13 protein-coding genes are annotated in these 13,694 nt (G+C 64.7%); 10 read left to right on the forward strand and 3 right to left on the reverse strand.

Features of this window, described 5'->3' with window-relative positions; genetic code table 11:
• The first annotated feature begins 411 nt into the window (after positions 1–411).
• The 6 genes from AC5ZFO_RS29750 to garD all read left to right on the forward strand — a co-directional run bounded on the left by AC5ZFO_RS29750 (position 412) and on the right by garD (position 8,391).
• Positions 412–1,764 (forward strand): MFS transporter, encoded by a 1,353-nt coding sequence (locus AC5ZFO_RS29750; protein WP_496122925.1) that lies wholly within the window; start codon positions 412–414, stop codon positions 1,762–1,764.
• Between the two features lie 122 nt (positions 1,765–1,886).
• Complete coding sequence (locus AC5ZFO_RS29755) at positions 1,887–2,792, forward strand: LysR family transcriptional regulator (RefSeq protein WP_282523702.1); 906 nt, start codon at positions 1,887–1,889, stop codon at positions 2,790–2,792.
• Between the two features lie 130 nt (positions 2,793–2,922).
• Positions 2,923–3,867, forward strand: coding sequence for a 5-dehydro-4-deoxyglucarate dehydratase (gene kdgD / locus AC5ZFO_RS29760; protein ID WP_282523701.1), 945 nt, complete (start codon positions 2,923–2,925; stop codon positions 3,865–3,867).
• Between the two features lie 26 nt (positions 3,868–3,893).
• Positions 3,894–5,252 (forward strand): glucarate dehydratase, encoded by a 1,359-nt coding sequence (gene gudD, locus AC5ZFO_RS29765; RefSeq protein WP_496122926.1) that lies wholly within the window; start codon positions 3,894–3,896, stop codon positions 5,250–5,252.
• 19 nt (positions 5,253–5,271) lie between these two features.
• Positions 5,272–6,720: an aldehyde dehydrogenase family protein gene (locus AC5ZFO_RS29770; RefSeq protein WP_208087724.1), complete on the forward strand. Its 1,449-nt coding sequence runs from the start codon at positions 5,272–5,274 to the stop codon at positions 6,718–6,720.
• 129 nt (positions 6,721–6,849) lie between these two features.
• Complete coding sequence (garD, locus tag AC5ZFO_RS29775; RefSeq protein ID WP_282523699.1) at positions 6,850–8,391, forward strand: galactarate dehydratase; 1,542 nt, start codon at positions 6,850–6,852, stop codon at positions 8,389–8,391.
• 18 nt (positions 8,392–8,409) lie between these two features.
• Here the strand turns inward: garD and AC5ZFO_RS29780 are convergent, their stop codons facing one another.
• Positions 8,410–9,150 carry a hypothetical protein gene (locus tag AC5ZFO_RS29780; protein ID WP_282523698.1) on the reverse strand — a complete coding sequence of 247 codons (741 nt, stop codon included), beginning with the start codon at positions 9,148–9,150 and terminating at the stop codon, positions 8,410–8,412.
• A 3-nt stretch (positions 9,151–9,153) separates the two neighbouring features.
• A complete protein-coding gene (locus AC5ZFO_RS29785) occupies positions 9,154–10,041 on the reverse strand; it encodes a MipA/OmpV family protein (protein ID WP_496122927.1) in 888 nt (295 codons plus the stop codon).
• A 341-nt stretch (positions 10,042–10,382) separates the two neighbouring features.
• On the opposite strand from AC5ZFO_RS29785, the gene AC5ZFO_RS29790 reads away from it, so the two are divergent.
• The 4 genes from AC5ZFO_RS29790 to AC5ZFO_RS29805 all read left to right on the forward strand — a co-directional run bounded on the left by AC5ZFO_RS29790 (position 10,383) and on the right by AC5ZFO_RS29805 (position 13,363).
• Positions 10,383–11,063, forward strand: coding sequence for a response regulator transcription factor (locus AC5ZFO_RS29790; RefSeq protein WP_496122928.1), 681 nt, complete (start codon positions 10,383–10,385; stop codon positions 11,061–11,063).
• On the forward strand, positions 11,060–12,424 hold the full coding sequence (locus AC5ZFO_RS29795) for a sensor histidine kinase (protein ID WP_496122929.1): 1,365 nt from the start codon (positions 11,060–11,062) through the stop codon (positions 12,422–12,424). Before AC5ZFO_RS29790 ends, AC5ZFO_RS29795 begins: the two co-directional genes overlap by 4 nt.
• 192 nt (positions 12,425–12,616) lie before the next feature.
• The gene (locus AC5ZFO_RS29800; protein WP_496122930.1) at positions 12,617–12,886 is read left to right on the forward strand and encodes a hypothetical protein; all 270 of its coding nucleotides are present in this window, start codon (positions 12,617–12,619) and stop codon (positions 12,884–12,886) included.
• 261 nt (positions 12,887–13,147) lie between these two features.
• Positions 13,148–13,363: a hypothetical protein gene (locus AC5ZFO_RS29805; RefSeq protein ID WP_496122931.1), complete on the forward strand. Its 216-nt coding sequence runs from the start codon at positions 13,148–13,150 to the stop codon at positions 13,361–13,363.
• Between the two features lie 109 nt (positions 13,364–13,472).
• On the opposite strand, the gene AC5ZFO_RS29810 is transcribed toward AC5ZFO_RS29805, so the two are convergent.
• Positions 13,473–13,616, reverse strand: a complete 144-nt coding sequence (locus AC5ZFO_RS29810; protein WP_496122932.1) for a hypothetical protein — start codon at positions 13,614–13,616, stop codon at positions 13,473–13,475.
• Between the last annotated feature and the right edge of the window lie 78 nt (positions 13,617–13,694).

Consider the following 13,694-nt stretch of genomic DNA (forward strand, 5'->3'; position numbering starts at 1 on the left):
GGCGAGCTCTCTCCACACCGTCATTGCGAGCGCAGCGAAGCAATCCAGAATCTTTCCGCGGAGGGACTTCTGGATAGCTTCGCTGCGCTCGCGATGACGATTGGGGCTAACACTCTCCGCATATTCGCTGCCGTCGCCTGCGAAAGCGGGCGATCCAGTACTCCGTCACAGACGTGATTAAATCGAGATGCCGCGGCGTACTGGATTCCCCGCCTTCGCGGGGAATGACAGCGGTGTATGCGGCGATGTCTCGCCCACACATTCTCGCAATTTCACGATCGTTCCCCGCACCTGCCGTTCCATCAATCCAAAAACGGCATCGATTGATACTCCCTTGAACTTGGACACTTTGCCGCGCGCGCCTCTAGGAGTCGCAGTGAGGAAACATTTCGAGTTCTAAGGAGGCGCGTGATGAGCGCAGTGGTGTCCGCAGCGGACGTGAGGAGGTCTCGCGTCAGGCTGTTCATCGTGACCATGTTGTTCCTGGTCACGACCGTGAACTATGCCGACCGCGCCACGCTGTCGATCGCGGGCCCCGCGCTCTCGAAAGAGCTGCATCTCGATCCGGTCGCCATGGGCTGGATCTTCTCGGCCTTCGGCTGGTCCTATGTCCTGGCGCAGGTGCCGGGCGGCTGGCTGCTCGACCGCTACGGCTCACGCCTCGTCTATGCCTTCAGCATCATCGTCTGGTCGCTGTTCACGATGATGCAGGGCTGGGTCGGCTTCCTCAGCGCCGGCGCTGCCATCATCGTGCTGTTCGCACTTCGCCTCCTCGTCGGCGTCGCGGAAGCGCCGTCCTTCCCCGCCAACGCCCGCATCGTCGCCGCCTGGTTTCCCGGCAATGAGCGCGGCACCGCATCGGCCTTCTTCAATTCGGGACAGTATTTCGCCACCGTGATCTTCGCGCCGCTGATGGGCTGGATCGCGCATGATTACGGCTGGCGCTACGTGTTCTTCGTGATGGGCGGGCTCGGCGTCATCATGGGCCTGGTCTGGATCAAGACCGTCTACGGCCCGAAGGAGCATCCCGGCATCAACGAGGCCGAGTTCGACTACATCAAGGAAGGCGGCGCGCTGGTCGATCTCGATGCGCCCAAAAACGATCTGATGCGGGAGCGTGCGCCCGAGTCCGGCTCCGGCTGGGACCACATCCGCCAGTTGCTCTCCAACCGCATGATGCTCGGCGTCTATCTCGGCCAGTATTGCATCAACACGTTGACCTATTTCTTCCTGACCTGGTTCCCGGTCTACCTCGTCAAGGAGCGCGGCCTGTCGATCCTGCAAGCCGGCTTCGTCGCGACGCTGCCCGCGTTGTGCGGCTTCATCGGCGGCGTGCTCGGCGGCGTCATCTCCGACGCCATTCTGCGCAAGACCGGCTCGCTCACCATGGCGCGCAAGATCCCGATCGTCGGCGGCATGCTGCTGTCGATGTCGATCATCGCCTGCAACTATGTCGACGGACAGGCGCTGGTGGTCGGCTTCATGGCGCTCGCCTTCTTCGGCAAGGGCATCGGCGCGCTCGGCTGGGCGGTCGTCTCCGACACCTCGCCCAAGGAAGCCGGCGGCGTCTCGGGCGGCCTGTTCAACACCTTCGGCAACCTCTCCTCGATCAGCACCCCGATCGTGATCGGCTACATCCTGGCCGCGACCGGGTCATTCAACGGCGCGCTGCTATTCGTTGGCGCCAATGCGCTGGTGGCGGCGTTCGCCTATCTCGTGGTGGTCGGCAAGATCGAGCGGGTGGTGCTCAAACGTTCCTCCTGAGGGCTCCCATGGGTGCTTGACCAGGCAACTCAACGGCGGCTCCTCAGCCGCCGTCTTTGTTTTGGGGATGATCGATGCTAGAAGTGCTGGGGAAACGCCTTATCCATCTAAGGCATGTATCGATGTTCGACCTCAACCAGCTCCGCTGTTTCGTCACGGTGGCCGAAGAACTGCATTTCGGCCGCGCCGCCGCGCGGCTGAACATGACCCAGCCACCGCTGTCGCGGCAGATCCAGGTGCTCGAGCACATCATCGACGCGCCGCTGCTGGAGCGCACCAGCCGCTCGGTGCGCCTGACGCCGGCGGGGCGCAGCTTCCTGCCCGAGGCACGACGCATCTTGAAGCTTGCGGAAAGCGCCTCGCAAGTCGCCCGCCGCATCGCGCTCGGCAAGACCGGCTCGGTCAAGATCGGCTTCACCGCGGCCGCCGCCTATGGCTTCCTCCCCGAGCTCGTCGCGGCCTGCCGCGCCAAGCTGCCCGAGGTGGACTTCTCGCTGAAGGAGATGGTCTCGGGCGACCAGTTCGAGGCGCTGGCGTCGGGTCAGATCGATGCCGGCCTGCTCAGGCCGCCGATCGCGCGCCCCGAGCTGACCAGCCGCCGCGTCGTCGCCGAGCCCCTGCTCGCCGCGATCCCGAAGAAGCATCCGCTGGCGAATGCCGAGACCATCACCATCAAGGACTTCGACGACCAGCCCTTCGTGATGTACTCGCCCTATGAGAGCCGATATTTCCACGATCTCCTGGTGGCGCTGTTCACCCGCGCCGACGTGCTGCCGCGCTATGTGCAGCATCTGAGCCAGATCCATTCGATCCTCGCCATGGTCCGCGCCGGCCTCGGCCTTGCCATCGTGCCGGCGGCGGCTGCGAGCCTGAAGATCTCCGACGTGCGGCTGCGGCCGCTGAAGCTGCGCACGCGCGTCCCCGTCGAGCTGTTCATGGTCTGGCGCCGCGACGACGAGAATCCGCTGCTCTCCGCGCTGGTCAAAATCGCAGGCGAATTGTCCTCCGCGGAGGTGGCGGACGATTGATGCTCAATCCGCATCGGTCGATATAGGCTTTGGCTTGGACGCGCATCGAACGGTCTCCTAAACAACGGCGCATGGACGCGCAGGCTTCGGCCCGCGTCCTCCACAACACGCAATTAAGGGAGCAGCGCCCATGAGCAAGATGACCCCGCAGGAAATGGCCCAGAAGATCGGATCGGGCCTCCTGTCCTTCCCCGTCACGCCCTTCAAGGCGGACTACTCGTTCGATGAGGCGACCTACCGCGCCAACATGGACTGGCTGTGCGGCTATGACGTTGCCGGCCTGTTCGCCGCCGGCGGCACCGGCGAGTTCTTCTCGCTGACGCCGTCCGAGGTTCCGCAGGTGGTCAAGATCGCCGTCGACGAGACCAAAGGCCGCGTGCCCGTGCTCGCCGGCACCGGCTACGGCACCGCCACCGCGCGCGAGATCGCAATCGGTGCGGAAAAGGCCGGCGCCGACGGCCTGCTGCTGCTGCCGCCCTATCTGACCCATTCCGAGCAGGACGGCCTTGCCGCCCACGTGGAAGCGGTGTGCGCCGCCGTGAAGATCGGCGTCATCGTCTACAACCGCGACAACGCCATCCTGCAGCCCGATACGCTGGCGCGTCTCGCCGAGCGCTGCCCGAACCTCGTCGGCTACAAGGACGGCATCGGCGACATCGAGCTGATGACCCGCGTCTACACCAAGCTCGGCGACCGCCTCACCTATGTCGGCGGCCTGCCGACCGCGGAAACCTTCGCGCTGCCCTATCTCGACATGGGCGTGACGACCTATTCCTCGGCCGTGTTCAACTTCGTTCCGGAATTCGCCACCAACTTCTATGCCGCCGTGCGCAAGCGCGACCATGCGACCATTCACGCCGGCCTGAAGGATTTCATCCTGCCGCTGATCGCGATCCGCAACCGCAAGAAGGGCTATGCGGTCTCGATCATCAAGGCCGGAATGAAGGTGATCGGCCGTGATTCCGGCCCGGTTCGCCCGCCGCTGACCGATCTTACCGAGCAGGAGGTTGCGGAGCTGACCGCGCTGGTGAAGAATCTCCCCGCCATCCGATCGTCACAACAAGCTGCAGAATAACAGACAACAACAGGGAGGGGCGTGCAATGGCCCAGACTGAGGTCTCCGGCGCGCCAGTCGCCGGCGCACCGGTCGTCACATCGATGCAGGTGATCCCGGTCGCGGGCCGCGACAGCATGCTTCTCAATCTGAGCGGCGCGCACGCGCCGTTCTTCACCCGCAACATCGTCATCCTCACCGACAATTCCGGACACACCGGCGTCGGCGAGGTGCCGGGCGGGCAAAAGATCTGGCAGACGCTCCAGGATGCCCGCGATCTCGTGATCGGCAAGACCGTCGGCGCGATGAACAACATCCTTGCCGATGTCCGCACGGCGTTCGCCGACCGAGATGCCGGCGGCCGCGGCAAGCAGACGTTCGACCTGCGCGTGATGATCCATGCGGTCACGGCGATCGAGTCCGCACTGCTCGACCTGCTCGGCCAGCACCTCAACCTGCCCGTCGCGGCGCTGCTCGGCGAAGGCCAGCAGCGCAACAGCGTCGAGACGCTCGGCTATCTCTTCTTCGTCGGCGATATCAGCAGGTCGAAGCTCGATTACACCAAGGGCGAGACCGGCAAGCCCGAATGGTTCAACCTGCGCCACCAGGAGGCGATGACGCCGGAGACCGTGGTGCGGCTCGCGGAAGCCACCCACGACCACTATGGCTTCGCGGACTTCAAGCTCAAGGGCGGCGTGCTCCGCGGCGAGCAGGAGATCGAGGCCGTCACCGCGATCGCAAAACGCTTCCCCAACGCACGCGTCACGCTCGATCCCAACGGCGCATGGTCGCTGGACGAAGCGATCAGCCTCTGCAAGGACATGCACGGCATTCTCGCCTATGCCGAGGATCCCTGCGGCGCCGAAGCCGGCTTCTCGGGTCGCGAGATCATGGCCGAGTTCCGTCGCGCCACGGGCCTGCCGACCGCGACCAACATGATCGCGACCGACTGGCGCCAGCTCTCCCATGCGCTGCGCCTGGGCGCGGTGGACATTCCGCTGGCCGATCCCCACTTCTGGACCATGCAGGGCTCGGTGCGCGTCGCCCAGACCTGCCGTGACAACGGCCTGACCTGGGGTTCGCACTCGAACAACCACTTTGACATTTCGCTCGCGATGTTCACCCATGTCGGCGCCGCCGCGCCCGGCAAGGTCACCGCGATCGACACTCACTGGATCTGGCAGGACGGCCAGGCGCTGACCAAGGAGCCGCTCCAGATCGAGGGCGGCAAGATCGCCGTGCCCGAGCGGCCGGGCCTCGGCATCGAAATCGACCGTCCGGCCATCGAAACCGCGCATGAGCTTTACAAGAAGCATGGACTCGGCGCCCGCGATGACGCTACTGCCATGCAGGACCTGATCCCCGGCTGGACCTTTGACGACAAGCGTCCCTGCCTCGTGCGTTAAGAAAATCTCGGAGGACTACATGACTGCGATCCTGAAGAACTTCATCGGCGGCGAGTGGGTCGACGGCTCCGGCGTCACCAAGAACATCAACCCCTCCAACACCAACGATCTCGTCGGCGAGTACGCCAAGGCCGACAAGGCGCAGACCGAGAAGGCGATTGCGGCTGCCAAGGCCGCCTTCCCCGCCTGGGCGCAGTCGACGCCGCAGGTGCGCTATGACGCGCTGAACAAGATTTCCCTCGAAATCCTCGCCCGCAAGGAAGAGCTCGGCCGCCTGCTCGCCCGCGAGGAGGGCAAGACGCTCCCCGAGGGCATCGGCGAGGTCGCCCGTGCCGGCCAGATCTTTGCATTCTTCGCCGGCGAGGCGTTGCGCCTGATTGGCGAAAAGGGCGCCTCCGTCCGTCCCGGTCTCGACGTCGAGCTGACCCGCGAGCCGGTCGGCGTCATCGGCATGATCACGCCCTGGAATTTCCCGATCGCGATCCCCGCCTGGAAGATCGCGCCCGCGCTCTGCTACGGCAACACGGTGGTGTTCAAGCCGGCCGAGTTGGTGCCGGGCTCGGGACACGCGCTGTCCGAGATCATCACCCGTTCCGGCATTCCCGCCGGCGTGTTCAACCTCGTGGTTGGCTCCGGCTCCGTGGTCGGCCAGACCTTGCTCGATCACCCGGATGTCGCGGCGATCTCCTTCACCGGCTCGGTGCAGACCGGCCGCAAGATCGCGCAGGCCTGCGTGCTGTCGAACCCGATGAAGAAGTTCCAGCTCGAGATGGGCGGCAAGAATCCGCTGGTCGTGCTCGACGACGCCGATCTCAAGACGGCCGTCGAGGTCGCTGTCAACGGCGCCTATTTCTCGACCGGCCAGCGCTGCACCGCCTCGTCCCGCCTGATCGTCACCGAAGGCATCCACGACCGCTTCGTCGCCGCGGTGGCCGAGCGCCTCAAGGGCCTGTCGGTGGACGACGCGCTCAAGGCCGGCGTGCATATCGGCCCGGTGGTCGACCAGAGCCAGCTCGACCAGGACCTGCGCTACATCAAGATCGGCCAGGACGAAGGCGCAAAGCTCGCCTTCGGCGGCGAGCTGCTCAAGCGCGAGACGCCCGGCCATTACCTCCAGCCGGCGCTGTTCACCGAGGCCAACAACAACATGCGCATCGCGCGCGAGGAGATCTTTGGCCCCGTCGCCGCCGTCATCCGCGCCAAGAACTACGAGGAGGCGCTGGCGATCTCCAATGACACGGAGTTCGGCCTCGCCTCGGGCATCTGCACGAGCAGCCTGAAATACGCCTCGCACTACAAGCGCAACAGCGAGTCCGGCATGGTGATGGTCAATCTGCCGACCGCCGGCGTCGACTATCACGTGCCGTTCGGCGGCCGGAAGGGTTCGAGCTACGGCGCCCGCGAGCAGGGCTCCTATGCGCGCGAGTTCTACACCACGGTGAAGACCGCCTATACCTATCCGGGCTAACCATGCGGAAGATATCGTAGGGTGGGCAAAGCGAAGCGTGCCCACCGCTTACATCCGGTGTGAAGCATGGTGGGCACGGCGCGTTGCGCCTTTGCCCACCCTACGACTTCAGCTTCTGAGGCAAAGCAAATGGACCAGGACGTCGCAGCGAAAGAGCAGCCCCGCTACATCAAGCTCAACGACCGCGACAATGTCGCGATCGTGGTCAATGATTTCGGGCTTCCCGCCGGCTCCCGTTTCGCCAGCGGACTGACGTTGCGCGCCTTCGTGCCGCAAGGGCACAAGACGGCGCTGGTCGACATCGCGCAGGACGCGCCGATCGTCCGCTATGGCGAGGTGATCGGCCATGCGTTGTCGCCGATCCTGGCCGGCGAATGGGTGGATGAAGCGCGCATCCGCATGCCCGAGGCCCCTGCGCTCGACAAGCTGGAAATCTCCACCGCCGTCCCGGCTCCGCTGCCGCCGCTCGAAGGGTTTACCTTCGAGGGCTATCGCAACACCGACGGCTCGGTCGGAACGAAAAACATTCTCGGCATCTCCTCCTCCGTGCAATGCGTCAAGGGCACGATGGAATACGCCGTGAAGCGCATCCGCGCCGAGCTGCTGCCGAAATACCCAAATGTTGATGACGTCGTGCCGCTGACGCACGCCTATGGCTGCGGCGTCGCCATCAATGCCCCCGATGCGGTCGTTCCGATCCGCACGCTGCAGAACATCGCGCAGAACCCGAATTTCGGCGGCGAGATCCTGGTCATCAGCCTCGGCTGCGAAAAGCTCGCGCCCGAGCGGCTGGTGCCGGAGGGCGTCAGCGATGCCATCGTGCGCATGCAGGACGAAGCCTTCGACGGCTTTGGTGCGATCGTCGATGCGATCATGACCCAGGCCGAAGCCCGCCTGAAGATCCTCAACACCCGCACCCGCGAGACCTGCCCGGCCGCCGATCTCGTCATCGGCCTGCAATGCGGCGGCAGCGACGCCTTCTCCGGCGTCACCGCGAACCCCGCGCTGGGCTTTGCAGCGGACCTGCTGGTGCGTGCCGGCGCGACCGTGATGTTCTCGGAAGTGACCGAAGTCCGCGACGCTATCCAGCTGCTCACGCGCCGCGCCATCAACGAGGACGTCGGCCGCGCGCTGGTGCGCGAGATGGCCTGGTACGATTCTTATCTGGCCCGCGGCGGCGCCGACCGCAGTGCCAACACCACGCCCGGCAACAAGAAGGGTGGCCTTGCCAACATCGTCGAGAAGTCGCTCGGTTCGATCGTCAAGTCCGGCTCGTCCGCCATCACCGGCGTGCTCTCGCCCGGCGAGAAGGCGACCCAGAAGGGCATGCTGTTCGCGGCAACGCCCGCCTCCGACTTCATCTGCGGCACGCTCCAGCTCGCCTCTGGCATGACGCTGCAAGTGTTCACCACCGGCCGCGGCACGCCTTACGGTCTTGCCGCCGCGCCCGTGATCAAGGTCGCGACCCGCACCGAGCTCGCACGCCGCTGGAAGGACCTGATCGATTTCGATGCCGGCGGCATCGCCACCGGCGAGAAGACCATCGAGGAAACCGGCTGGGACCTGTTCCGCCTGATCCTCGACGTCGCCTCTGGCCGCACGAAACCGTGGTCGGATCGCTGGGGTATCCACAACGATCTCACGCTGTTCAATCCGGCGCCGGTGACCTGACGGCGACAAGCCTAGAGGTCACTGACTATCGATCAGATGCATGTCGCCGAGCGTGACCGGCAGACTGCGCGTGATGAGATCCGCGATCGCCGCGCGTAGCCGTTCATTCGAAGCCGGGCCGTCAAACGTCGCGTCGACAGGCCCGCTCGGGCCGGCGAGCCGCATAGTCCCCGTGTTGTCGAGCGGCGCGGCCGCCCGCTTCTCGATCACGTCGAACGACTTGCCGTCGATCACGCGCACCTCGTACAGCGCGTGGATCAGGCCGTAATCCGCAAGCAGCGTCCGATATTGAGCAAGCCCGATGCCCTCGACGTTGCGGCCGTTGCCTAGTTTCGATCTGGCCCGGGTGATGACGATGTAGGCATCCAATCCCTGCGGCGCGACATCGCTGCGAACCAGCTCCTTGAACGGATCGCTGCGCAGGAGATTGACCGGCGCAACCGCCGAATCCCTGATCGCGGCGAACGCTGCGCGCCGGTAGCTCACCGCCTGCACGCGAAAACGTCCGCTCAAGAGCTTCGTCGTTTGCTGGACGATCAGCTCGTCCAGCCCCCATGCGCTGATCGAAACGCTTTGCCCGGTGTTGCCGAGCGCGGTCAGCCCGGCCTGCGTCAGGCTCATCTCCTCGCCGATGGCTGAGACGACACCGACGGTCTTGATCGCCTGGAGTTTCGTCGCACGCGTCTCGAACGCCGCGGCCGCGCCGAGGACGACGGAAGCAATTGCGCAGGCGAGACCCAGGATGACTCTGCGGCGCATGACCTATCGAATCCTGAAATCGAACGAATAGGACGCACCCACGCCGACGGTGGTCTGGTTCGACGATCCCCGCAGCTTCACGAGCGGGCTGTCTGCGGCGTCACCAAGCAGCTTCTCGTACTCGACATAGGCGTGGACCTCCCACTGCGGATTGATGCGATAGGAGATCTGGCTGCCGAAGCCGACCGAATGCGCACCGCCCTTGGCGTCGTACATCGGCAGCCCGGACGCCAGCGCCTGCGCGGCATCAACCCCGAAATAGGGCGCGGTCGCCTTGGTGCTCTTCCAGGTGAAGCGCGGGCCGGCCGAGATCGTCAGCCTCTGGATCAGCGGTACGATGACGTCGGCGGAAACATCGGCGACCGTTCCGGTATGGCCACCCATGCCCTGGCGCAATTCACTGCGCAGGCGCAGCCAGTCGACCGGATAATATTCGACGAAGCCGCCGAGCTCATAAGCCGCCTTGACGTCGCCGAGGCCGGTCAGCTCGACATATTTGTCGCTCTTGCGCGAGGAGACGTATTTGAACGCGGGGCCCGCGCGAAAATTGCCGACGTCGAGCAGCGCGATGCTGGCGCTGTCGCGCGGACCGCGAAACTGGTCGATCGATCCGGCGCGACGGATGGTGAAGATCGGGATCGGACGAAACTTGCTGTTCTTCGACCCAACGAAGTCAGGCGTGTATTCGCCGCCGATGCCGACCATGACGGTCCAGTTGCCGGACGGCGACGGCAGCATCGGCAGCTCGAAGGGCGGGGCCGGCAGCGTGAACGCGGTCTGCGCCGATGCGGATTGCGCTGTCGCCATGATCGCACCGAGTGCGGCAAGACAGGCGGTCGTCCGCCGCGCATTCACCGTGAGGCGGAGAGCGGCTTCGTCGATATGCTTCATTTCAGGGCCCCGGACCGGCCTTGCTGGCCGAGTCGACTGGTGTGGTTGGAGCCCAGCATGTGGTCCGGCAAAATTGCCCCAAGATTGCAACGCCCGATCGCCCCTGCGACATTCCGCGCACGGGGGTGCGCCGCCGGATCAACGTTGCCCGAACATTGCCCGCGACGCGTTCACGTCCATAACTTTGGACCGTGCGTGCCGCTCAGCCCGTTCGTGCCTGCCTTTTATTCGCCAAGCTCGCTCCGTTAAACGGAACTCGCGCACGAACCGAACCGCCGGACTTCGGCCAGGAAGCGTCAAGTCGGGGCCCGATGGCCCCAGGACAGTCAAGGACGACCCGCGTGCGCTCGCTCGTGATCGAAGACGAACCGCAGATCGGCGCTTATGTCTGCCGCCTGCTCGGACAATTGCACGGCGTCGTCGATCTCGTCGGCTCGATCGCCGATGCCCGGCAGGCGCTGGACAATTTCAAATATGACCTCGCCATCATCGACCGGATGCTGCCCGACGGTGATGCGCTCGAGGTGGTCACGGCGCTGAGCCAGTTACCGGATCGCCCTGCGATCATCATGCTGACGTCCAAGGACACCAAGGAGGACGTCGTCGACGGCCTCAACAGCGGTGCCGACGACTATCTCGGCAAGCCCTTCGAGCCGCAGGAATTGATTGCACGGGTGCGCGCGGTGCTGCGCCGCCCCCGGCTGCTCGCGCCTGCCGTGCTGTCGCTCGGCAATGTCGAGCTGCATCTCGGCAGCAACGAGGCGGTGGTCGCCGACACCAAAATCCTGCTGCGGCGGCGCGAGGCGCTGATCCTGGGCGCGCTGCTGATGCGGCGCGACCGCGTCATCACCCGCACCGCCCTGATCGAGGAGATCTACGGCTTCGACGACGAGATCGAATCCAACACGCTCGAAGCGCAGGTCTCGCGCCTGCGGAAGAAACTGGCCGAGCTCGGCGGCGACGTCGAGATCCGCAGCATGCGGGGCATCGGCTACATCCTGCGGATGGCAACGCCGCGATGAGGTCGATCGCCCGAACGTTTGCGTTCTCGCTCGGCATCGCCGCCACAACGATCTTTTTGATCATGGTCGCGATCTTCGTCTCGAGGTACCCGCTGGAGGAACGCGAGTTCAGGGCCTGCCGGGTCGTGGCCGCCGTTCTCGATCGCGCCACTGAGTTCGATGGGCAAAACCTGACGGTACGCCCGACTCCCGCGCTCATGGAATTGAAGGCCGACAGCCCGAACCTCTGGTACGTCGTATCCGTTGGCGATCTCGTAAGCGAGTACCGTAGCGAGCACCGGCCGGCGCTTCCTTTCGCATTCCCCTATCGCGGGCCCATCGGTTTGTCCGTCTTCAGCACCCACGACCAGACGAGCACGTTCTGTCTCGCCGTTGCGCAACGGGGCTCCTTGCGGCTTACGACGATGGTCGGCGAGCCTCAGGTCCGCTTCGGCCGGATGGCAAGAAGCTTCCTCGTCAGCAGAATCTATTCGATCATCCTGGTGGCGCTGGCCTTTGCGGCGACCGTCGCCATCGGTTCAGCGCTTGCTGCATGTTTCGTCTCGCGCGGCATCGAACGGGTTGCACGCCGCGCGCTCGCGATCGATCCCTCCGCCCCGCAAGGTTTGATATCGCTGTCCGAAGTCCCCTCCGAGCTGAAGCCGCTGGTCGAGGCACTAAACCGCGCCTTCGGCGAGATCGACGCCTATATCAGAATGCAGCGCCGCTTTCTCGGCAATGCAGCCCATCAGCTTCGCACGCCGCTCACGCTGCTGCGCGCGAAGATCGACGACGTGCCCGATCCGGCCCTGAAGGCCGAGCTGGTGCGGGACGTCCGCCGCCTGACGTCGCTGGTCTCAGCCATGCTCGACCTGGCGCGCCTGCAAAATCACGCGATCGAAAAGCGGCCGATCGATCTTGCCGCGATCACGCTGGACGTGCTGGCCGATTTCGGTCCCTCGGCGCTGGACGCCGGCATCGAGCTTGCGCTGGAGCGGGCCGACGAAGGCCCTTTCCTGGTGCAAGGCGTCGACGCCGCCATCCGCAGCGCGCTCGCCAATCTCGTCGGCAACGCGCTCATCCATGCCCATGGCGCGCGGCGCATTGTCGTCACGCTCGGCCGCGGCAGCATCTCGGTTGAAGATGACGGCGCAGGCCTGCCTGACGGCGCGGAGCACAAGCTGCTCGAGCCGTTTCAAACCGGCAACAGCGCATGCGGCGGCGCTGGCCTCGGCCTGTCGATCGTCCGCGAGATCATGGCTGCCCATGACGGCGAGCTCGTCATCGCCTCCAATCCCGGCTGCGGCACGACGATGAGCTTGCGCTTTCCCGAGGCCATCGCGGCGGCCAGCTCGCGGCACCTCGATCTGCAAGCGGGCTGACGAGTCGTTTCGCGCCTTCGGCGAAACCGTCCGGAAACATTGCCGCGGAAAACTTCTTCCGCGTTTCACGGCTGTCGCATCACGCAATCAAATAGATCCGCCGGCGGCCGTCGAATGTTCGCACACGAGCGAACCTGTTGCGGCATCGCCGCGACCAAACCTCCGATTGATACCTTCAACGGAGATTTTCCAATGCGCATTCTTTCAATGATTGCCGTTGCCGGCGCCATGATTGCGAGCTCGGCCGGCGCATTTGCCGGCGAGCTTCCCTCTTACGAAGTGAAGTCGTTTCCGATTTCGACGACGCAAGTGCAGGTGCTCGGCGGCGCCGGAGTCGAGGAGCAGTCGGCTGCGCCCGCGATGATCGTCGCCGGCATGCCCGCCTCGCCCGCGCAAATGTCGGTGTTGTCGTCGCGCGTCAAGCGGCTGGCCAGCGCCAACGCCACGAGCGAGCAGCGCTGACTGGCGCTACGCCAGACGCACTACGTCATCTTTACAATTGCGGATCCGCGCGCCACCATCAAGCGGCGCGCGCTCTACTTAATAAATACTAATTCCAAATCTGATGATTGAGGGACCATTGCGCCCCTCCCGCACTTCAAGCCATCGACTGCGCTTGTTAGTCGTCCGCCCCGCAAATGATGGGGTCGCGAATGACTACATATCTCAGAACGACGGCAGGATTGATCGGCGGCGCGCTGCCACTGTTGGCAGGCCTGATGGATGCGGCGCCGGCCCTGGGACGGTACCGACACCATCCGCACGCCGGACTACACCTTGTTCGACGCCATGATCCGCTATGACAACGGCCCCTGGCGACTTCAGGTCAATGCCAGCAACCTCTTTGACAAGCGTCACCTCACCACCTGCCGGATCGGCGGCGATTGCTTTCTCGGTATCGGCCGCACGATGCTCGGCAGCGTGACGTACAAATTCTAGAGCATGATCCGGAAAAGTGCGTAGCGGTTTTCCGCACAGATCATGCTCAAACAATAATCTAAAGCGCGATGACGATTCATCCAATCTCATCGCGCTTTAGGAACGGCCGCTACGTCATGCTGCCGGGCATGAAGCAGCGCACGCGCGGATGGCCGTCGACATAGTGCTTCCACACCATGGTGCGACCGATCTTGTTCGGCTGGGTGATCACGGCACCGTCCGGCACGACGACCCATTCGTCGTCGATGCGCACGCGGTGTCTCGCGCGCAGCGTGGACGCGCTTCCAGTCCAATCCTTCGAGCAAGGCCGACAGCTGCGCCGCGGTCAGGC

Source organism: Bradyrhizobium sp. Unk1, from assembly GCF_059512345.1.